This is a genomic window from Streptomyces sp. NPDC051913 (assembly GCF_044593635.1).
GTDB lineage: Bacteria > Actinomycetota > Actinomycetes > Streptomycetales > Streptomycetaceae > Streptomyces.
Window position 1 is genome coordinate 383,860 of record NZ_JBIUCI010000004.1, and the last position, 20,043, is coordinate 403,902.

At 72.7% G+C, this 20,043-nt stretch carries 19 protein-coding genes; 8 read left to right on the forward strand and 11 right to left on the reverse strand.

Features of this window, described 5'->3' with window-relative positions; translation table 11 throughout:
- Positions 1–46 precede the first annotated feature (46 nt).
- The 3 genes from ACIHIX_RS14305 to ACIHIX_RS14315 form a co-directional block, all read right to left on the reverse strand.
- Positions 47–805, reverse strand: a complete 759-nt coding sequence (locus ACIHIX_RS14305; protein ID WP_399954653.1) for a GntR family transcriptional regulator — start codon at positions 803–805, stop codon at positions 47–49.
- A gap of 120 nt (positions 806–925) precedes the next feature.
- Positions 926–2,092 carry a serine hydrolase domain-containing protein gene (locus ACIHIX_RS14310; RefSeq protein WP_399954656.1) on the reverse strand — a complete coding sequence of 389 codons (1,167 nt, stop codon included), beginning with the start codon at positions 2,090–2,092 and terminating at the stop codon, positions 926–928.
- 106 nt (positions 2,093–2,198) lie between these two features.
- Positions 2,199–3,167 (reverse strand): acetylxylan esterase, encoded by a 969-nt coding sequence (locus tag ACIHIX_RS14315; RefSeq protein ID WP_399954659.1) that lies wholly within the window; start codon positions 3,165–3,167, stop codon positions 2,199–2,201.
- Positions 3,168–3,321: 154 nt separating this feature from the next.
- On the opposite strand from ACIHIX_RS14315, the gene ACIHIX_RS14320 reads away from it, so the two are divergent.
- Entirely contained in the window at positions 3,322–4,701 is a 1,380-nt protein-coding gene (locus tag ACIHIX_RS14320) for an 8-oxoguanine deaminase (RefSeq protein WP_399954661.1), read from the forward strand.
- Positions 4,702–5,452: 751 nt separating this feature from the next.
- On the opposite strand, the gene ACIHIX_RS14325 is transcribed toward ACIHIX_RS14320, so the two are convergent.
- From ACIHIX_RS14325 to ACIHIX_RS14335, 3 genes are all read right to left on the reverse strand, one after another.
- Positions 5,453–6,040 carry a hypothetical protein gene (locus ACIHIX_RS14325; protein WP_399954664.1) on the reverse strand — a complete coding sequence of 196 codons (588 nt, stop codon included), beginning with the start codon at positions 6,038–6,040 and terminating at the stop codon, positions 5,453–5,455.
- Between the two features lie 108 nt (positions 6,041–6,148).
- Positions 6,149–6,925, reverse strand: coding sequence for a ferredoxin reductase (locus tag ACIHIX_RS14330; protein ID WP_399954667.1), 777 nt, complete (start codon positions 6,923–6,925; stop codon positions 6,149–6,151).
- Entirely contained in the window at positions 6,918–7,523 is a 606-nt protein-coding gene (locus tag ACIHIX_RS14335; RefSeq protein ID WP_399954670.1) for a sulfite oxidase-like oxidoreductase, read from the reverse strand. Before ACIHIX_RS14335 ends, ACIHIX_RS14330 begins: the two co-directional genes overlap by 8 nt.
- Before the next feature lie 182 nt (positions 7,524–7,705).
- Between ACIHIX_RS14335 and ACIHIX_RS14340 the strand changes: the two genes are divergently transcribed.
- On the forward strand, positions 7,706–8,632 hold the full coding sequence (locus ACIHIX_RS14340; RefSeq protein ID WP_399954673.1) for an NADP-dependent oxidoreductase: 927 nt from the start codon (positions 7,706–7,708) through the stop codon (positions 8,630–8,632).
- Positions 8,629–9,354, forward strand: a complete 726-nt coding sequence (locus tag ACIHIX_RS14345; RefSeq protein ID WP_399954676.1) for a GNAT family N-acetyltransferase — start codon at positions 8,629–8,631, stop codon at positions 9,352–9,354. Before ACIHIX_RS14340 ends, ACIHIX_RS14345 begins: the two co-directional genes overlap by 4 nt.
- Here ACIHIX_RS14345 and ACIHIX_RS14350 read toward each other — a convergent pair.
- Positions 9,351–9,737: a MarR family winged helix-turn-helix transcriptional regulator gene (locus ACIHIX_RS14350; protein WP_399955597.1), complete on the reverse strand. Its 387-nt coding sequence runs from the start codon at positions 9,735–9,737 to the stop codon at positions 9,351–9,353. The two genes, ACIHIX_RS14345 and ACIHIX_RS14350, sit on opposite strands and share 4 nt — an antisense overlap.
- Positions 9,738–10,044: 307 nt before the next feature.
- Here ACIHIX_RS14350 and ACIHIX_RS14355 point away from each other — a divergent pair, with 307 nt between their 5' ends.
- The gene (locus tag ACIHIX_RS14355) at positions 10,045–10,842 is read left to right on the forward strand and encodes a putative protein N(5)-glutamine methyltransferase (RefSeq protein WP_399954678.1); all 798 of its coding nucleotides are present in this window, start codon (positions 10,045–10,047) and stop codon (positions 10,840–10,842) included.
- A 21-nt stretch (positions 10,843–10,863) separates the two neighbouring features.
- On the opposite strand, the gene ACIHIX_RS14360 is transcribed toward ACIHIX_RS14355, so the two are convergent.
- Both ACIHIX_RS14360 and ACIHIX_RS14365 read right to left on the reverse strand, forming a co-directional pair.
- Positions 10,864–11,571 carry a DUF5666 domain-containing protein gene (locus ACIHIX_RS14360; protein WP_399954681.1) on the reverse strand — a complete coding sequence of 236 codons (708 nt, stop codon included), beginning with the start codon at positions 11,569–11,571 and terminating at the stop codon, positions 10,864–10,866.
- 109 nt (positions 11,572–11,680) lie between these two features.
- Complete coding sequence (locus ACIHIX_RS14365; protein WP_399954684.1) at positions 11,681–13,762, reverse strand: SpoIIE family protein phosphatase; 2,082 nt, start codon at positions 13,760–13,762, stop codon at positions 11,681–11,683.
- A gap of 246 nt (positions 13,763–14,008) precedes the next feature.
- On the opposite strand from ACIHIX_RS14365, the gene ACIHIX_RS14370 reads away from it, so the two are divergent.
- From ACIHIX_RS14370 to ACIHIX_RS14385, 4 genes are all read left to right on the forward strand, one after another.
- Positions 14,009–14,881 carry a hypothetical protein gene (locus tag ACIHIX_RS14370; protein WP_399954687.1) on the forward strand — a complete coding sequence of 291 codons (873 nt, stop codon included), beginning with the start codon at positions 14,009–14,011 and terminating at the stop codon, positions 14,879–14,881.
- Positions 14,882–14,987: 106 nt separating this feature from the next.
- On the forward strand, positions 14,988–15,356 hold the full coding sequence (locus ACIHIX_RS14375) for a hypothetical protein (RefSeq protein WP_399954690.1): 369 nt from the start codon (positions 14,988–14,990) through the stop codon (positions 15,354–15,356).
- A 100-nt stretch (positions 15,357–15,456) separates the two neighbouring features.
- Positions 15,457–17,472, forward strand: coding sequence for an FAD-dependent oxidoreductase (locus tag ACIHIX_RS14380; RefSeq protein ID WP_399954692.1), 2,016 nt, complete (start codon positions 15,457–15,459; stop codon positions 17,470–17,472).
- Between the two features lie 22 nt (positions 17,473–17,494).
- Positions 17,495–18,043, forward strand: a complete 549-nt coding sequence (locus ACIHIX_RS14385; RefSeq protein ID WP_399954695.1) for a PadR family transcriptional regulator — start codon at positions 17,495–17,497, stop codon at positions 18,041–18,043.
- Here the strand turns inward: ACIHIX_RS14385 and ACIHIX_RS14390 are convergent.
- Both ACIHIX_RS14390 and ACIHIX_RS14395 read right to left on the reverse strand, forming a co-directional pair.
- Entirely contained in the window at positions 18,040–18,564 is a 525-nt protein-coding gene (locus tag ACIHIX_RS14390; RefSeq protein ID WP_399954698.1) for a hypothetical protein, read from the reverse strand. The genes ACIHIX_RS14385 and ACIHIX_RS14390 overlap by 4 nt on opposite strands.
- Positions 18,565–18,731: 167 nt before the next feature.
- On the reverse strand, positions 18,732–19,703 hold the full coding sequence (locus ACIHIX_RS14395; RefSeq protein ID WP_399954701.1) for a fibronectin type III domain-containing protein: 972 nt from the start codon (positions 19,701–19,703) through the stop codon (positions 18,732–18,734).
- Between the last annotated feature and the right edge of the window lie 340 nt (positions 19,704–20,043).

Sequence of the window (20,043 nt, forward strand, 5' to 3'; positions counted from 1 at the left end):
TTGCGGGGAGGGTCGGCCCCCCGCCCCAGGTTCCCCGCCGATACGGTCACCGAGCGGCTGGATTCGGCGGGGTCGGCGGCCCAGTGGTGCTTCCGTCGGCCGGCAGGGTGAACTCATAGACCAGCGCGTCCTGTTGGGGCTCCAGTACCAGGTCGGTGATCTCCAGCGGGCGGGCGTACTGGTCGTGCACCCGCCGGGTCACTCGGACCGACGGCGTGTCCGCGAGCGGGGTGATGGAGTCGCGGTGGTGCAGGGTCAGCCCCGCCCGTCGCATCCAGTCGTACGCCCGCCCCAGCTGGGCCGCGGTGGTGCCGTCGGCCCGGTCCCGGTAGCGGCCCAGCTCCTCGACCTCGGCCAGCGCCACCGCGGAGAAGGACGTCACGGCCGTGCGGTGGCCGCCGGTGCCGGCCGACTCGTAGCGGTGCACGAGGGTCGGCCGGTGCGGGGCGAGCCCCAGCGCCTCGGCGTGCCCGGGTGGCGGGGTCTCCCAGGCGACGGTGGCTCGGTCGGCGGCGCGGGTGTGCGCGGCGCCGACCGGGAACGCGAGCGCGGACGGCGTCCGGACCGGTTCGTTCGGCAGCGCGGCATGGCTGCCGCGCCGGTCGGTGGCGACCAGACCGCTGCGCCGCAGCACCTCGAGGGCCTGCCGTACGGTCTCTCTGCTGACGCCGAAGTGCTCCGCCAACCGCCGCTCGCCCGGCAGCCGTTCACCGGGCGGGACGGTTCCGTCGCGCAGTTCCCCGAGCAACTGCGTGGCGATCCTCCAGTAGAGCGGTTGGTCCTCGTGCGGGGTGGTGCGGGCCATGCCGCGCCTCCTGTTGGTGACGTGCGGTAGCCGTGCGGGCTCATTGCGCCACCAGATCTAGCATTGGTCTAAACCACCAGGGAAGAGCGGCCGGGCGGTTCGGCCGAAACGGACCGCCGCTCACAACGCCCGGTACAGGGCGTCGACGAGCGCCGTCTTCCTCGGGTCATCGGCGATGTGAGGCCCCATCCGGTTCATGACGTACCCGACCGACACCCCCGCCTCCGGGTCGGCAAGACCGCACGAGCCGCCGAAGCCGTCATGTCCGAAAGCGCGCGGGTTCGGCCCGTACGATCCGCTCTCCCCGCTCAGCCACAGCCCGAGCCCCACCTCGGTGTCCCGGCCGAGCCCGGCGCCCAACACCAGGTCCCGGCAGACGCCTTGTCCCTCGCGCACCCGCTCGGCCGCCTCGGGGGACAGGATCCGACGGCCGTCCAGGCTGCCCCGGCCCGCGAAGACGCCGTACAGCCGGGCCACCGCACGCGCGGTGCCGTGCCCGTTGGCGGCAGGGATCTCGGCGGCCCGCCACCCCGACGCGTTGGCGTCCGCCGCGCCCATCACGGGGTTGGCCAGCGCGGCGAGCGCCAACGGCGGCAACTGGACGGCCGCGGCCCCCTGTTCGCCGCCCGACGCCGGCGCCATGTGTACCAGCTCGGCCGCCCGGCCGTACTCCTGCTCCGGCAGCCCGATGCCGAAGTCGATCCCGAGCGGCCCGGTCACCTCCCGTCGAAGGAAGGCCCCCGGCAGCAGCCCCGAGACCCGCCGCACCACTTCCCCGACCAGGAAGCCGTACGTCAGGGCGTGATACCCCGACCGTGTCCCCGGCTCCCACCAGGGCTCCGTCGCCGCCAGTCGGCGCACCGTGAACTCCCAGTCGTACAGCTCCTGGAGCGAGTGCGGCGCGCGGGGGCCGGACAGCCCCGCCCGGTGCGACAGCAGATGCCGTACGAGCACCTTCTCCTTGCCCGCCGCGGCGAACTCGGGCCAGTACGCGGCCACCGGCGCGTCGAGGTCGAGCAGCCCCCGGTCGGCGAGGATGTGCGCGCACAGGGCCGTCGGCCCCTTCGACGTCGACCAGACGTTGACCAGGGTGTCCCGCTCCCACCTCCTGGTGTGCGCCGCGTCCGCCCAGCCGCCCCACAGATCGACCACGACCCGCCCGTCGACCGTCACGGCGACGGCGGCACCCAGCTCGCCCCGGTCCCGGAAGTTCTCCTCGAACGCCTCGCGCACCGCCGCGAACCGTCCGTCGCAGTGGCCGTGGACCAAGGGTTCGTGATCGGACATGCGCCGCCTCCGTGTCGTCCATCGGAAAGCCGGGCCGCGACAGCGCGGCCCGGACCCAGTGAACGTACCGACTGGTCGGACGGGAAGGAAGGGTGTCCGATGTTCCTCAGAGACGCGAGCGCAGCCAGCGGAGCTTGGCCGCCTCCTGGTAAGGGCCGCCGCCCTCATGGTCGTTGAAGTCGTAGACCTCGATCTCCTTGTCGTCGTGCGCCCAGTTGTTGAACGCCGCGAACACGGTCGAGGGCGGGCAGGTCAGGTCCTCCAGGGCCGTCGAGAAGAGGGCCGGAGCGCTGCCGCGCGCGGCGAAGTGGACACCGTCGAAGTAGGAGAGGGTGCGCAGGGTGTCCTCGGTGCGACCGCGGTGCGTCCTGAGGAACAGGCCGATCTCGCGGTACGGGTGACGGTCCGTCACGGTCGCCGCGCGCGGGAAGTGGCACAGGAACGGCACGTCCGGCGCGACCGCCACCAGGTCCGGCACCAGCCCGCCCACCGCGAGCGTGATGCCGCCGCCCTGGCTGATGCCGGTGACCGCGGTGCGCGCGGGGTCGACGAGCGGATGCGTACGGGCCGCCTCGACGGCACGTACGGCGTCGGTGAACAGACGGCGGTAGTAGTACGTCTCGGGCGACTCGATGCCCCGGGTCATGTAACCGGGGTAGGAGGGACCCGCCCCGACCGGATCGGCCGTGGCGCCACCGCCGCCGTTGCCGCTGCCCTGGCCGCGCGTGTCCATCACGAAGTGCGCGCGGCCCGTCGACGCCCACAGCAGATGCTCGTGCGCCAGCCCGCGGCCGAGTCCGTAGCCCACGAACTCCACGACGACCGGGAGGGGTTCCGTGGCCGCGGCGGGCACGGTGAGCCAGCCCTTCACCGGGTGACCGCCGAACCCCGCGAACGTCACGTCGTACACCCGCACCGTGGCGAGCCCCGTGTCGACGGGCTCGAACCGGGCGTCCAGGTCGTGCTCCCTGGCCTCCTGGAGGGTCTTGGACCAGAACGCGTCGAAGCCCTCGGGCTCCGGCGACGTGCTGCGATACGTGCGGAGCTCATCGAGGGGAAGGTCGAACAGGGCCATGTAGGACCGCCTTTGGGATGAGGAGTGTGGATGAGGCGCGTGGATGAGGCGAGTGGGTGAGGCGCGCGGACGACGGGTGCGGATGATCACACCGTACGTGGGTGGTCCGATGAATCGCCAGGCCTGCGCCGGGTGACGGGCCTACGATGGCGCCATGTCAGCTGCCTCCGAAGTGCCTGTTCGGAATGTCGAACTGCTGGTCAGGGATGCCGACCTGCTCGTCGTGGACGGAGAGCGGGAGATTCCGGGCGGCTGGGTCGCCATAACAGGTGGTCGGGTCACCGGCGTCGGAACGGCGGGAAGCGAACCCCAGGCCGCCACCACCGTCTCTGCGGCAGGGCGGCTGGTCACACCGGGCCTGGTCAACACCCACCATCACATCTACCAGAACCTCACCCGTTCCTACGCCCCCGCCGTCAACGGCACCCTCTTCGACTGGCTGACCACGCTGTACCCGTTGTGGGCCGGCCTCGACGAGGAGGCTGCGTACGTGTCGGCGTACGTCGGCATGGCCGAACTCCTCATGGGCGGCTGCACCACCTCCTCCGACCACCTCTACGTCCACCCGCGTCCGCGCCTCGTCGACGCCGAGATCCGCGCGGCCCGCGACATCGGCTTCCGCTTCCACGCGACCCGTGGCTCGATGACCCGGTCCGTGGAGGAGGGGGGACTGCCGCCGAGGAGCGTCACGCAGTCCATGGACGAGGTCCTGGCCGACAGCGAGCGCCTGATCAAGGCCCACCACGATCCCGAGCCGGGCGCCCTGATCCGCGTCGCGCTCGCGCCCTGCTCACCGTTCTCGGTGACCAAGGAGGTCATGACGGCCACCGCGGAACTCGCCGAGCGCTACGACGTCCGCCTCCACACGCACCTCGCCGAGGACCACGACGAGGACACCTACTGCCTGGAGACGTACGGCTGCCGGCCCGTCGAGTACTTCGAGGACTGCGGCTGGATGAGCGACCGCACCTGGGTGGCCCACTGCATCTACCCGAACGACGCCGAGCTGCGCCGCCTCGCGGACGCGGGCGTCGGTGTGGCCCACTGCCCCAGCTCCAACATGCTGATCGGCGGCGGCACGGCCCGCGTCGGCGAGATGCGCGCACTCGGTCTGCCCGTCGGCATCGGCTGCGACGGCTCCGCCTCCACCGACCACGCCTCCCTCTGGATGGAGACCCGGAACGCCCTGCTGCTGGGCCGCTACCGCGGTGGCCCCGGCGCCATGACCGCCCGCGACGCCCTCGACATGGCCACCCGAGGCTCTGCCCGCTGCCTGGGCCGTGCCGACGAGATCGGCCACCTCCGCCCCGGCGCCTGCGCCGACCTCGTCGTCTGGGACCTCCACGAGATCGCCCTCGCGGGCGCGTTGACCGACCCGGTCGAGTCCTGGCTGCGCTGCGGCCCGGCACGCGCCTGGACGACGGTGGTCGCCGGCCGGGTACTGGTCGACCACGGCGAACCGACCCTCCCGGGCCTGCGGGACGCGCTGCGGGACCACGGGCGGGTGGCGCGTCGGATGCAGCGGGTGGATTAGGGCGGTGGCGGGGCGTGGCGGTCCGCCCAGAACCCCGGCCGCGCCGATGCGAAGCGCACTCACGTACACGACAAGGCCGACGGCATGGGGCCAGGGCGCCGACGGGGACGCGGACGGGCACCCTGTGGGCGTCACGCCCGCCGCACGGCCAGTTGGGCGGGGACGCCTGCCGCACGGCTAGTTGGGCGGGGGACACCCGCCGCACGGCCAGTTGGGCGGGGACGCCTGCCGCACGGCTAGTTGGGCGGGGGACGCCCGCCGCACGGCCAGTTGGGCGGGGACGCCTGCCGCACGGCTGTTTGGGCGGGGGACGCCTGCCAGGGTTCTGCTGGTCGGGGGCGCCTGTCGGGCGGCTCGGTGGTCGCGGACGTCCGTTCCGTCGTCGTCGGGTCGGGGACGCCCACCCCGTCGCCGTCGGGTTAGGACGTCCGTTCCGTCGTCGTCGGGTCGGGGACGCCTGCCCCGTCGCCGTCGGGTTAGGACGTCCGCTCCGTCGTCGTCGGGTCAGGACGCCGTCCCGCCTCCTTCGGGTCAGGACGCCGTCCCGCCTCCTTCGGGTCAGGACGCCCACCCCGTCGCCGTCGGGTCAGGGCGTCCGTCCCGTCGCCGTCGGGTCGGGACGCCGTCCTGCCTTCGTCGGGTCAGAACGCCGTCCCGCCTCCTTCGGGTCAGGACGCCTCCCCCGTCGTGCCGTCGGGCGGGCGGTGTCAGGGAAGTGCGGAGGTCTGTCCTGTCGGGCCCGGGTGCCCGCTCACGCCGGGCGGCGGCGGGTCCACTCCGGTTCGGTGCGGGCCCACTCCGCCTCCCACTCGGCGAGGCGGTGACGGGTGGACACATGGCGTACGGCGAGGCGGCCGAGGAGGATCACGCCGACCGTGCCCGCCGCCGCGCAGACGCCCATGGTGACGGTGTGCTGCCAGATCGCGACGGCGTTCGGCGGCGCGGGGACGTCGCGGCCCCGGGCGTCGAACCAGACCGTGACGACGTCACCGTCGTGCGAGCCGGCCGGGACGCGGGCCGTGGCCGTCCGCCGCCCCTCACCGGGCTCGGTCCAGGAGACCGTCGTACGGAAGGAGTGCGCCCGGCTGCCCTGCACCGTGGGCAGTTCGTCCGGGATCCGGCCGACGACCTCGGCCCGCACGCTGTGCCGGTCGGCGCGCTGCGCCACCGCGGCGGCCTGTGCCTCGCGGTGCGCCCAGCGAGCCGTCAGCGCCCCGGCGAGAGGCGCGGCCACGAGCAGCAGCAGGACGACGACCAGCGTCGTCCACGCCTCGACGACGTCCGACCGGCGCCGCAGCGGATTGTGCCGCCAGCGCCAGCCGCGGACCCGGGTTCGCATGTCGACCTCCTCGCATCGGTGCGAGTGCCCACATCGTTGTCCGATACCCCGTATGGAGGACATTGTCCACCCCGGCACCATGACCTCGCACGGCCACCGGGGGAGGGGTCAGCCGAAGCGCTCGATACGGATCCGGTCCACCGGCTGCCCGGCCTCGACCAGCAGCCGCGAGGCGTGCTCGGCGAAGGCGTTGGACCCGCACACATAGGCCTCCCACCCACCCTCGGGCGCCTCGGCCAGGAGCGGCGCCACATGTGCCGCCGCCATACGTCCCACCGCCACGCCCTCCGGCGCGCTCCGCGTGAACACGGGCGTCGTCTCGCCGCCCAACTCGCCCGCGTAGATGAGTTCCTCGGGGCTGCGCGCGGACACCAGCAGGCGCAGCGGGACGGTCAGCCCACGCGCCCGATGGTGCCGCACCATCGACATCAGCGGTACGACCCCGGAGCCGGCGCCGATCAGCAGCGCGGGCCGGTCGCCCGGCCAGGCGAAGAAGCCGCTCAGCGGCCCGCGCACCTCGACCTGGTCGCCGGGCCTGGCGACCGTGTGGAACCAGCCCGACACCTCGCCGCCCTCGACATGGTCCAGGGTCAGTTCGATGTGCCCCGCGTCGTCGGGCGCGGACGCGATCGAGTAGTGGCGCTGGGCCACATAGCCGTCCTCGGCGGTCAGCCGCAGCATCAGGTGCTGGCCCGGCAGATGACCGGCCCAGGCGGGCACCGCGAACCGGTAGGTCGCCGCGTGCGGGGTCTCACGGCGGATCTCGGTGAGCGTCGCGGTCTGCCACAGCGCGGCGGCCCGGTTGCTCACGGCGATGCGTCCGGGCACGGCGAACCGTGTGACAGGCGTGAAGATGTCCCTGGGGGAGACGGAGGTCTCAGTCACCGGAGTACCTCTGCTCCTCCCACGGGTTGCCCCGCGCGTGATAGCCGTTCTGCTCCCAGAACCCGGGCTCGTCGTGGTCGAGGATCCTGAGCCCCGCGATCCACTTGGCGCTCTTCCAGAAGTACAGATGCGGCACCAGCAGCCGCGCCGGCCCACCGTGCTCGGCGGCCAGCGGCTTGCCGTCGAACTCCCAGGCGAGCCACGCCTTGCCTCCCGTGACGTCCGCCAGCGGCAGGTTCGTGGTGTATCCCGTGTGCGAGTAGGCGACGACATGGGTGGCGGATGCCCGGGGGCGCACCAGGTCCAGGAAGGCGTCCAGGGACACGCCTGCGAACCGCACGCCGAACTTCGACCAGCTCGTCACACAGTGGATTTCACCCTCGTACACCGAACCGGGCAGCGTGTGCGCCTCGTCCCAGTCCCAGGTGCGGGGTTCCTCGACCAGCCCGTCGACGCGGAAGGTCCAGTCGGCCGGCGACAGCTCCGGCGTGACCTCCGCGGACAGCACGGGCCAGTCGTCGCCCGCGTCGTACTGACCGGGCGGCAGCCCGGTGTTGTGGACGCGGGGGCGTCCGGCGAAGCCTCGGGTGACGTTCATGGTTCAACCGTACGCTGTCGCCGCGTGTGCTCCGTCCCTGGTCAGGGGCCCCGATCATGGCGGCTGTGTGAACACGGCGGCATTCGTTAAGCGCGTATGAACACTCCGCCGACCCGGGAATAGCCGTCCGCGGATCTTCCTTGCCGCCTGATGCCCGGCGCGAGCGAAGGAGAGTGGGAGTCATGCCCAAGGCGTACGTCTTCACGCGGTACGGAGGACCGGAGACGGAGGCCCTCGTCGAGGCCGACCGGCCCGTCCCCGGACCCGGTCAGATCCTGGTCGCGGTGCGGGTCGCGGGCGTGAACCCCGTCGACTGGAAGCTGCGCACCGGATACCGCCGCCCCACGGACTCCGACGAGCGCACCTTCCCGGCCGTCTTCGGCAGCGAGGTCTCGGGCGTCGTCGAGGAGATCGGCGCGGACGTCGAAGGCTTCGGTGCGGGCGACGAGGTGTTCGGCAACACCGCGGCCGGCGGGTACGCCGAGTACGCCCTGCTCCCCGCCGCGCTCACCGCGCACAAGCCCGCCGGGCTCTCCTTCGCCGACGCCGCGACCCTGCCCGTCGCCGCCGCGACCGCGTACGACGGGGTGCGCCAGCTCGATCTGCCGAGCGGGGCGACCCTGCTGGTCACCGGTGCGGGCGGCGGGGTCGGCGCGGCGGCCGTGCAGATCGCCCGGGCGGGCGGGGTGCGGGTGCTGGGCCTCGCGAGCGAGGGCAAGAAGGACTTCGTCGAGTCGCTCGGAGCCGTCCACGTCCCCTCCGGACCGGGCTGGACCGAACGCGCCGCAGCGGCGGCACCGGACGGTGTCGACGGGGTCTACGACCTCGTCGGCGGCGAGGTGCTGACCGAGGCCGCCCTCCTGCTCACCGACCGTACGAAACTGATCACCGCCGGGGCACCGCCCGAGGTGGTCGCGGAACTGGGCGGCGCACGCGTTTCCCGGGCCCGCACGGCCACCGTCCTGGACGCCGTCGCCCACCTCGTGGTCAACGGCGACCTCGACCCGCACGTCATCCGGCGCTTCCCCCTCGACGAGGCCGGCGAAGCCCTGCGCACCGTCGAGGAAGGCCACGCCCGCGGCAAGGTCGTGATCGAGGTGGCCCGATGACCGATCTCGGCATCGCGCGGGTGGCCCCGGCCCACGTCCTCGACAACCCCGCCCTCGCCTCCCTCACCGGTCCCCACGCCCACTTCGCCGAACGGCGCGGTCGCGTCCTGCGCTACCCCGTCGACGTCTCCCCGTGGCTGGCGCTGCCCGAGGACCCGAGCCCCGACGACTGGGCGGACCTCGCGGCGCTCGCGGGACCCGGGGCCGAGGTGCCGCTGCCGGGCTTCCGCGGCGAGGTGCCGACGGGCTGGGAGATCACGTTCCGGATGGAGGGCGTGCAGTTCGTGGACGACGGACTCGCCGCCGCCCCCGAACCGGAGGCCGTCCCCCTCGGCCCCGCCGACGTGCCCGAGATCCTCGACCTGATCGAGCGCACCCGGCCCGGCCCCTTCCTGCCCCGCACCATCGAGCTGGGCACCTACCTGGGCATACGACGGGAGGGCGCCCTCGTCGCCATGGCGGGGGAGCGGCTGCATCCGCCGGGGTGGACCGAGATCAGCGCGGTCTGCACCGACCCCGCGTTCCGCGGCGAGGGCCTGGCGACCCGGCTGATCCTCGCCGTCGCGCACGGCATCAGAGAGCGCGGCGAGACCCCGTTCCTGCACACCAGCGCCCAGAACACCAACGCCATCCGGCTGTACGAGGCCCTCGGCTTCCGGCTGCGTCGCACCACCGCGTTCGCGGCGGCCCGGGCTCCGGAACGGCTGGTGGCGGTGTCCTAGGTCGTGCCGGGGGCGTTGTACCGCACGAGATAACCGGCGAACCGTACGAGATCCTCCTCCGGCCAGTCGGCGAGCCGCTCCTTGAACGCGGCCCTGCGGCTCACGGTGACCTGGGCGAGGATCTCCCGGCCGGTCTCGGTCAGATGCAGCACCTGCACCCGGTGGTCGTCCGGATCGACGCGCCGCTCGACGAGCGCGGCGCGCTCCAGGGCGGCCACCTGGCGGCTGACGGTGGACTTGTCGAGGGCGTAGTGCGCGGCCAGGTCGGTCGCCCGGCAGCCGTCGCGCTCCTCCAGATGCCCGAGCAGGGTGTACGAGACCAGCGACAGTTCGGGGTGCAGACGCCCCGCCGAGGCCCGGGCGCGACGGGCGAAGACCGTCATCTCGCGCTGGATGCTCTCGACGGCCTCGGTCGCGTCCACGAAAACCCTCCTCCGGACCTTCGTCCCCTTCTGGTTGCACAGTACAACTTGAAGTGAGGGTTGTATAAGTCGACCACTGAGACGGTCGGGGGGTGATCCTTCGGGTAAGGTGACCGTCCGGTCGAGGGCGGTCCCGACCGGTGAACCGAGGAGGTGGGACCCATTACCGCTGTGTCAGGTCGGGTGCTCTCTCCCCGAGTCGGCGCGGACCACCGGTAACAGGTGACCGCGAGAGCGCCCTTCGGCTACCGAAAGGCCCTCGGCATCCATGCCTCCCACTTCTCCTTCCTCAACTCCCGCCTCCCGTGAGTCCGTCGTGGCCGCGCTGCGCTCCGCCGGCTGTGTCTTCGCCGAGGACGAGGCGGAGTTGATCCTCGCCACCGCCCGCACCCCGGACGAACTGACGGCCATGGTGGACCGCCGCGCGACCGGCGTCCCCCTCGAACTCGTCGTCGGCTGGGCCGAGTTCCGCGGCCTGCGCATCACCGTCGACCCCGGGGTCTTCGTCCCCCGGCGCCGCACCGAGTTCCTGGTCGAGCAGGCCCTCGCCCATGCCCCCGACGCCGCCGTGCTCGTGGACCTGTGCTGCGGTTCGGGCGCGGTCGGCGCGGCCCTGGCCGACGCGCTCGGCGGCGCCGAACTCCACGCCGCCGACATAGACCCGGCGGCCGTGCGCTGCGCCCGCCGCAATGTCGCCGCCTTCGCCGGTCACGTCCACGCGGGCGACCTCTTCGAGGCGCTGCCGGTGCGGCTGCGCGGGCGCGTGGACATCCTCGCGGCGAACGTGCCGTACGTCCCCTCCGAGGAGGTCGGACTGCTCCCCGCGGAGGCCCGCGACCATGAACCCCTGGTCGCCCTGGACGGCGGCTCGGACGGGCTGGACGTGCTGCGGCGGGTGGCCGCCGAGGCGCCCCGATGGCTCGCCCCCGGCGGCTGCCTGCTCGTCGAGACGAGCGAGCGTCAGGCCCCGGCAGCCGTCGACGCCTTCACCCGCAGCGGCCTGACGGCGCGTCTGTTCGGCTCGGAGGAGCTGTACGCCAACGTGGTGGTCGGCGTCAGGGCCTGACCCGTCAGCGAGGGAGCGGTGTCAGGTGGTGGCGCCGCTCTCCGACGGCGACGGTGTCGGCAGGCCGCCACGGCCGGGGCCGCCGTGCCCGGGGAACCCGTCACGCCAGTTCTCCGGGCCCGGCACCTTGTCCCGCCACGTGCCCGCGTCCGACTTCTCCCAGGTGCCCGCGAGGACGTGGTCGGCGGTCCGGGTGCCGTCGCCGGAGCGCGTACCGGACACATGCACCGTCTCGCCCTTCTGCACGTCCCCGGCGCCCGCACCCTTGTCGCCGTCCCGCAGCACCGTCGCGTCGGACGGCACGGTCCACGTCCACGCGGCGCCGTCCTCGCTCTTCACGGTGACCTGGTCGCCGTCCACCTTCTCGACGGTGCCGCGCTGCCACACCCGGACGACCCACTCGCCGGTGTCGCGGTCCTTGACGGTCGTCTCCCCGTGCACTCCTTCGCCACCGGCGAACCCCCAGCCGTGCCGGGGCCCGTCGGGCGAGGGCGACGCCGAACCCGAGGCGGAGGGCGTGGCCCCGCCGTCCGGGCCCGAGGAGGTCGCGGCGTACGCGAGGGCCGTGCCGCCGAGGGTGAGGACGGCGGCAGCCGCGGCTGCCGTCACCGCCCGGACACGGACCGGCTGCCGCTGCCAGCGGTCCCGCAGCGGAGTGCGTTCGGCGCCTGCGCCATGCCCGACGAGCACCTCGGGCGGTGTCGCTTCCTGATCCGGATCGTCCGTCATGGCTCGCTCCCACCGGCGTCCTCGTGCCGTGCCTTGCTGAGATTGTCGTGGGCGGCCGGTAAGAAGCGGGTAATGCCTGCCTGTGAATCCGCGTGCGCGTCCGTGATCGTCAACTCGGTGTCTGCACACGGGCGATGAGCAGCGCGACGTCGTCGGAGTTGTCGGGCTGGTGCAGGGTGCGGACGAGGAGGTCGCAGACCTCCTCCAGGGCGCGGTCGGGGCCGTCGAGGAGGTCCAGGAGCGCGTCGAGGCGCTCGTCGAGCGGATGCTGGCGGGTCTCGACGAGGCCGTCCGTGTAGAGGACCAGCCGGTCACCGGGGTCGAGGTCGACGGTCGTGGTGGAGAAGGCGACCCCGCCCACGCCCAGCGGCGCCCCGGTGGGCAGTTCGAGGAGTTCGGGCTTGCGCCCGGCACGCAGCCGTACCGGTGGCAGATGCCCGGCGTTGGCGATCCGGCACTGCCGCAGACGCGGGTCGTGGACGGCGTAGACACAGGTCGCGATGGAGTGGTCCAGATCCTGGGTGATCCGGTCCAGGTGCTCCAGCAGCCGGGCCGGTTCGAGGTCGAGGGAGGCCAGTGTGTTGGTCGCGGTGCGCAGCCGGCCCATGGTGGCGGCGGCGTTGATACCGCTGCCCATCACATCGCCGACGACGAGCGCGGTCTTGCAGCCGTCGAGGGGGATCACGTCGAACCAGTCGCCGCCGACCTCGGCCGTCGCCCCGGCGGGCTGGTAGCGGGAGGCGACCTCCAGGCCGCCCGTCACCGGCGGATGGCTGGGCAGCAGGCTGCGCTGGAGGGTCAGCGCGGTGTCGCGGGCGTTCTGGTACCAGCGGGCGTTGTCGATCTGCACGGCCGCCCGCGCCGCCAGCTCCCGGGCCAGCAGTACGTCGTCCTCGCTGAACGGCAGCGGATTGCGGGTGCGTTTGAGGTCGAGGGCGCCGAGCACCTCACCGCGCGCGATCAACGGCACGGCCAGATACGAGTGCACGCCCGCGCGGGCCAGCAACCCGGCCGCTTCCGGGGAACGGGCGATGCGCGGCAGATCGGCCTCCTGGACCTCGGCCACCAGCACCGGATCGCCGCTGCGCACACACTCGGTGACCAGGCGGTCCGGGCCGTACCGGGCGACCTGCCCCGGCGGGTCCGCCGCGCCCAGGGCGGCCGAGTCGTCGTCCTCCGCCTTGACGGCGAGGGCACGGATCACGGCCGGCTCGCTCGGGCCGAGACTGCTGCGTCTACCGTCGACCACCGCCTCCAGCAGATCCACGGCGGCTATGTCCGCGAGCTCCGGTACGGCGACGTCGGCCAGCTCGCGGGCGGTGCGGTCCAGCTCCAGGGTGGTGCCGATCCGGGCGGAGGCGTCCGCGATGACGGTCAGGCGCCGCCGCGCCGCCTCCGCCTCGACGGTCGCCCGGTGCTGCTCGGTGATGTCCACGACCGAGGCGGCCACACCCAGCACGGTGCCGAGCGCGTCCTCCAGGCGGTACAGCGAGATCGACCAGGTGTGCTCCTCCTCCGGGTCGGCCGGCGTACGGCCGACGGTCTCCCGGTCGACGATCGGGCGGCCGGTCCTGAGGACCTCGCGCGCCGCCGCGTCGAGGGCGTCGGCGTCGATGTGCGGGAGGACCTCGCGGACGGTCCGGCCGAGGTGGTCGTCGGCCGGGATGCCGTTGAGCCGTTCGAGTGCCGGGTTGACGGAGACGTACCGCAGATCGGTGTCCAGGACGGCGAGTCCGATGGGGGAGTGCGCCACCACCCGGGTCGACAGCGCCACGTCCCGCTCCAGGCCGCGCACGGTGGACTGGTCGGCCGCGAGGCCGAGCGCGAACACGTCCCCGTGGTCGTCGAGGAGCCGCATGTTGCGGAACTCCACCAGACGGGTGGTGCCGTCCTTGCGCCGGATCGGGAAGGCACCGGCCCAGCTCTGCCCGGTGGCCATGACGTCGGCGAAGAGCTTCACGACGAGGTCGAGGTACTGCTCGTGGACCATGATCCGGGCGGCGTACTCGCCGAGCGCCTCGCGCGCCGAGTAGCCGAACAGCTCCTCGGCCTGGGGGCTCCACAGCACGATGCGGCCCTGGGCGTCCAGCACGACCGAAGCCACGCCCAGTACATCGAGCAGCCCGCTGGGCCGTACCGCCCCGCGCACCGGTCCGTCGCCCTCGGCGACGGGAGACCGGGCTGCACTCATCGCACGCACCGTCCTTCGACCGTCCACACGGCACGTCGTCCCCCGTGCCGACTCCCCTGTTCTACCGCGTTCAACCGCCTCTGGGGCGCCATCGGCGTCCACCTCCACCATCCCTCAACACGGCGCGGCGCGTCCGGTGAGATCAGAAGTTCGATTCCCCGTTGCCGTATTGGTCTGTACATGACTACACGGGGCCGCCACACTGTCCGCCGAACCCCTCCACCCCCCTCCGAGGAGCCGCCCGCCATGCCCCTGCGCATCCGGCACCGTGGTCACGCCGTCCTGACCGGACTCGTCGCCCTCGCCACCGCCGCCGTCCTGTCGTCCGCCACGCCCGCGACGGCCGCCGACACCTGGACGGAGGTCGGCTCCGACCGCGCCGACCCGCTGACCGAGAGCCAGGGCCTGACCTCGGTCGAGGTCCCCGCGAACAGCGCCAACCGCTACACGGGCATCGGCACCATCTCGCTGAGCGTGTCCAGCCGCGGCTGGAACCACGTCGGCGACCCCGACGCCTCCTACGGCGGCTACTACGTCGAGCCGTACCAGGCGGACTCCGGCTCGGCGAAGATGTACCGGGTGCAGGCCCCGGGCGGCGCCTGGTCGGAGTACGTCCACACGCTGAGCAGCGGCGAGGCGCTCAACAACTCGTGGGTCGCCATCACCCCGTCGGGCCAGTGGATGCTGTCCGGCGAGTACGGCACCATGACCCGCTTCCTCGTCTTCCCGACCCCCGGCGTCAACGCGAGCACCTCGCCCTCGGCGAACCTCCCGCAGGCGTCCACCGTCACCCTCGACCACGCCGTACGCGACGTACAGGGCTGCGACTTCGTCACCGCGACACGGTTGCTGTGCTCCTCGGACGACCCCGCGGGCACCCTCTTCGGCATCACCAAGCCGCTCCTCCAGGTCGACCTGTCCGCCGAGCCGGGCGCCACGAACGTCACCGGCCATGTCACCGCGCTCCGCCAGCTCCCGCTGCGCAGCTCCTGCTCGGGCACGTTCGAGGCCGAGGGCATCGACTACGACCGGCGCACCGGCACCCTGCGGGTGATCGTCGTCTCGCCCGGGTTCTGCGTGCTGACCGACAGCAAGACGTACCGCTTCACCACGAGCTGAGGCCGGCCGCTGGTCCCGGTCCTGCAGTGGTGCTTTTCTGAAGGTGTGGCGCGGTTCACGGGGGAACTCGTGTGACCGCGCCGTCGCCATGAGAGGAGCGATCACGATGGATCGTGTGCGCATGCACGAGGAACCCGTCTCCCTGGAGATCAGCGGGTGCAGCAAGGAGGACGCCCGGATCGTGTTCGACGCGCTCTGCGAGTGCTTCGAGTCCGACCGGTCCGCCGAGGACGTGCCCCAGCAGCTCCACGAGAGCCGCCCGATGGTGTGGCTCGGCACCTTCGAGGTCACCGACGCCCACGAGTGCGCGACCCCGCCCCGGCTCTCGTCCTCCGTCGAGGCCGACGCGCAGGGCGGCTACTGGGCCATCGAACGGCTGCGTTCCACCCTCGACTCCCTGTTCGCGGTGCGCGACCTCTCCTCGGCCTCCGGGGACCAGGAGCGGGAGCTGCACGTGCTGCTCGAAAGCAGGTGAGCTGCGGCACATCATCCCCGGCCTGGTTCTGCAACTAGTTGCATAAACCGTGCGCGGTCCTCTACAACAGGAGGGACGACACCGCGCACGGAGGCCTGCCATGAGCCGTTACCCCCATCTGCTGAGCCCGCTGGACCTGGGCTTCACCACGCTGCCCAACCGGGTCCTGATGGGCTCCATGCACGTCGGTTTGGAGGAGGCCGAGCGCGGGTTCGAACGCATGGCGGCCTTCTACGCCGAACGCGCGCGGGGCGGCGTCGGCCTCATCGTCACCGGCGGCATCGCGCCCAACGACGCGGGGCGGCCCTACGAGGGCGGCGCGAAGCTCACCACCGAGGCGGAGGCCGACGAGCACCGGGTCATCACCGAGGCCGTGCACCGCGAGGGCGGCCGGATCGCGATGCAGATCCTGCACTTCGGCCGGTACGCCTACCACCAGGACCTCGTCGCCCCGAGCCCCCTCCAGGCGCCGATCAGCCCCTTCCCGCCCCGTGAGCTCACCGACGCCGAGGTCGAGCAGACCATCGACGACTACGCCCGCGCCGCCCGCCTCGCCCAGCGGGCCGGCTACGACGGCGTGGAGATCATGGGCTCCGAGGGCTATCTGATCAACGAGTTCATCGCCCGGCAGACCAACCGGCGCACCGACCGCTGGGGCGGGTCGTACGAGAACCGCATGCGCTTCCCCGTCGAGATCGTGCGGCGGGTGCGCGAGGCCGTCGGCGAGGACTTCATCATCGTCTACCGGCTCTCCATGCTGGACCTGGTCCCCGGCGGCTCCACCCACGACGAGGTCGTCACCCTCGCCAAGGCCGTCGAGGCGGCCGGCGCGACGATCATCAACACCGGCATCGGCTGGCACGAGGCCCGCATCCCCACGATCGCCACCTCGGTGCCGCGCGGCGCGTACACCTGGGTCACCAAGAAGCTCATGGGCGCGGTCGGCATCCCCCTCGTCACCACCAACCGCATCAACACCCCTGAAGTCGCCGAGGAGTTGCTGGCCGAGGGCTACGCGGACATGGTGTCCATGGCCCGCCCGATGCTCGCCGACCCCGATTTCGTGAACAAGGCCGCGGCCGGCACCCCCGAGGCCATCAACACCTGCATCGGCTGCAACCAGGCCTGCCTCGACCACACCTTCAGCGGCAAGATCACCTCCTGCCTGGTCAACCCGCGCGCCTGCCACGAGACCGAGCTGGTGCTCTCGCCGACCCGGCGCAAGAAGCGCGTCGCGGTCGTCGGCGCGGGCCCGGCGGGCCTCGCCTGTGCGACGACGGCGGCCGAACGCGGCCACGCGGTGACGCTGTACGACGCCGCGAGCGAGATCGGCGGCCAGCTCAACGTCGCCCGTCAGGTCCCCGGCAAGCAGGAGTTCGACGAGACCCTGCGCTACTTCCGCCACCAGCTCGCCGCCCACGGCGTGGACGTACGCCTGGACACGCCCGTGACCTCGGCCGACCTGGGCGGCTACGACGAGGTCGTCGTCGCCACCGGCGTCACCCCGCGCACCCCCGACATCCCCGGCGTCGACCACCCGAGTGTCGTCGGCTATCTCGACGTCCTGCGTGACAAGGCCCCCGTGGGCGACCGCGTCGCGATCCTCGGCGCCGGCGGCATCGGCTTCGACGTGGCGGAGTTCCTGACGGACGCGGGCGACAAGGCCAACGAGGACCCGGCGACGTACTTCCGCCACTGGGGCGTCGACATGGACCACACCGGCCCCGGCGGCCTCACCGCCCCCGAGCGCCCCGCCCCGCCGCGTACCGTCCATCTGCTCCAGCGCAAGACCAGCAAGGTCGGCGCGGGGCTCGGCAAGACCACCGGCTGGATCCACCGCACCGAGCTCAAGCACCGCGGCGTCACCATGGTCCCGGGCGTGCGCTACGACCGGATCGACGACGCCGGACTGCATGTCACGATCGGCGAGGAGAGCACGGTCCTGGAGGTGGACACCGTCGTCCTGTGCACCGGCCAGGACCCGCGCCGCGACCTGTACGAGGAGCTGGTCGCCGCCGGTGTGAAGGCGCACCTCGTCGGCGGTGCCGACGTGGCCGCCGAACTGGACGCCAAGCGGGCCGTCAAGCAGGGCACCGAGGTCGCGGCGGCTCTGTGAATGCCGTCCCTAGGATGACCCCATGTCACTCCCGCACGCGATCCTGACCGCCCTGCTGGAAAAGCCGTCCTCGGGCCTCGACCTGACGCGGCGTTTCGACAGGTCGATCGGCTACTTCTGGTCGGCGACGCATCAGCAGATCTATCGCGAGCTGGGAAAACTGGAGGCCGAGGGGCACATCCGGGCGCTGCCGTCGGAGCAGCCGGCCCGCGGGCAGAAGAAGTCGTACGAGGTCCTGCCCGCGGGCCGCGCCGAGCTGGCCCGCTGGACGGCCGCGTCCCAGGACCCCAAGCCGTACCGCGAGACGCTGTTCCTGCGGCTGCGGGCGGCGGCCGTGGTCGGCAACGAGGGCATCCAGGGCATCGAGGCCGATCTGCGCCGCCATCTGGAGCTGCACCGGCGGCAGCTGGCGGAGTACGAGGAGATCGAGCAGCGCGACTTCCCGCCGGGCAAGGACAGCCCGCAGGACCGGTTGCAGCACCTGATCCTGCGGGCGGGGATCGATCTGGAGACCTTCTGGACCCGGTGGCTCACCCACGCGCTGGAGGAGTTCGAAGAACTGGAGTCCTAGAGGCGGTAGGGCTTGGCGCGGCGGCGCAGGAACCAGGCCGTCGCGATGCCGCCGATCCCGACGAGGGCGGCACCGGCGCCCAGGGTGAGCGGGCCGTAGTCCTTGATGCCGCCGCCGAGGCCGCCCATGACGCCGCGCGACGGGGAGGCGGTCGCGGAGATGGTCGGCGTGGAGGCCGTCGAGACGATGACCGACTGGGCGCCGGCCGTGGAGTTGTCGGCGCACATGACGACGACCGTGTACGTCCCGGGGCTCACGCCGGACCAGGCTGCCGACTGAAGGGAACTCGTGCCCGACAGGGACACCTGGCGGCCCTGGGCGAAGTTCGCCTGGCTGCTGGTGAGCAGCGAGGCGGTGCCCCAGCTGCCGTTGACCTGGGTGCAGGCGCTGGTGGTCACCGAGACCGTGGAGCCGGTCGTGCTCACGGAGATCCCGGAGGCCGCGACCGCCGGGGTGGCGGCCAGCGCGGCGACGGCAGCCGCGATCGGCCCGGAGCGGAGGAGAAGCTGACTTGTACGCATGGACTGCCCTCCGGCGGCACGGTTGGCGGTACGTCCCATGCGCCGCCGAGGATCGGGAAAGGGCCCGTGCGCCTCAGGGGCAGCCAACGTGCCCCCGGCCCGGCGCGCACCCGGACCGCCCCCGGGCAGGTGACGGATTCCTTCGTCCGGCCCATGCCGGCGGTGCTTCAGGGCGCCGCGCCGGTCGTGACCGTCCGCTCCGGCGACCATCCGCCCCAGGTCCCGTCCGGCAGCTTCGCCCGGATCCGCAGCCGGTGGGTGACGCCCTTGTCCCGCCCCGCGTAGAAGCTGTACGTCGCCGGCCCGGCGGGCGCGGTGCCGCCGTACACCAGTGAGGTGGCCGGCTGCCCGTCCAGCCGTATCCGGTACTCCGCGACCACGCCGTCCACGCGTGGCGGCACCCAGGAGAGGTCGAAGTAGTACGCCCCGTCGTCGGCCAGGCGGGTCGTCGCGCGGAATTCGGCGGGGGCCGTGCCGCGGCCGTCGTCGGAACCGGGCGCGGTGGTGAGGCGGACGGTGGCGCTCGCGGGGGAGGCGTTGTCGGCGGCGTCGCGGGCCCGCACGGTGAAGGAGTAGCGGACACCGGGGCGCAGCCCCGTCACCACGGTCGCCGTCTGGTTCCCGCCGACGCTGTGGATCTTCGTGCCACCCTGCTGGATGTCGTACGACACCACGCGCACGTCGTCCGAGGACGCGGACCACGACAGCTGGACCGACCTGCTGCCGACCGCCCGGCCCGTCACCTGCCCCGGGCGGGTCGGCGCCGAGGTGTCCGCCCGGGTGGCCGCCGGTGTGGTCGCTCGGACCGCACGGCTGGGCGGGCCGAGACGCCCCTCGGTGTCCCGGGCCCGCACGGTGAACACATAGCTGGTGGACGGCCTGAGCCTGGAGACGTCCACCATGTGCTCGGAACCCGGCACCTCCTTCACCTTCGTGGTGCCGCGATACACCTCGTAGCCACGGACACCGCCCTCGGCCGTCACCGCGCTCCACATCACATGCACGCTGGTCGCGCTGCCGGCCGCCGCGGTGACGCCCGCGGGGGCGCCGGGAAGCCGGCCTTCGTCGTCGTCGGCGTCACTCCAGCCGCAGCCCGCCAGCAGCAGGAGCGCCCCGCACAGAGCGGCAACGCGTCGCACCAGTCCGCCTCCCCGAGGCAATGGTCCGGACCAATAGACGTCCCTCACTATGCAGTCGCTGACGTGGTCCCATCAAGAGGGGCGGCGTTGGTGAACGCGCCGGACCGTTACGTATGCTGAAGCTCCTCATGGTGAACTCCCTTCGAGGGCTCGGGAGTTCACGCTGTTGGCGCGGGCCGCTGTCGTCGCTGTCCCCGCGCCGGACGCGGGCGGCCGGGCAGCCGGAGCCGACGCAGGCTCAGGCGCCCGGCCCCTGTCGGACGTTCGGGGAAGCGCTCCCGCCCGCGAGGGCCGTGCACCGTCCGGCCCCCTCAGGGTGGCCGGGTGGCCGACGCGGCAT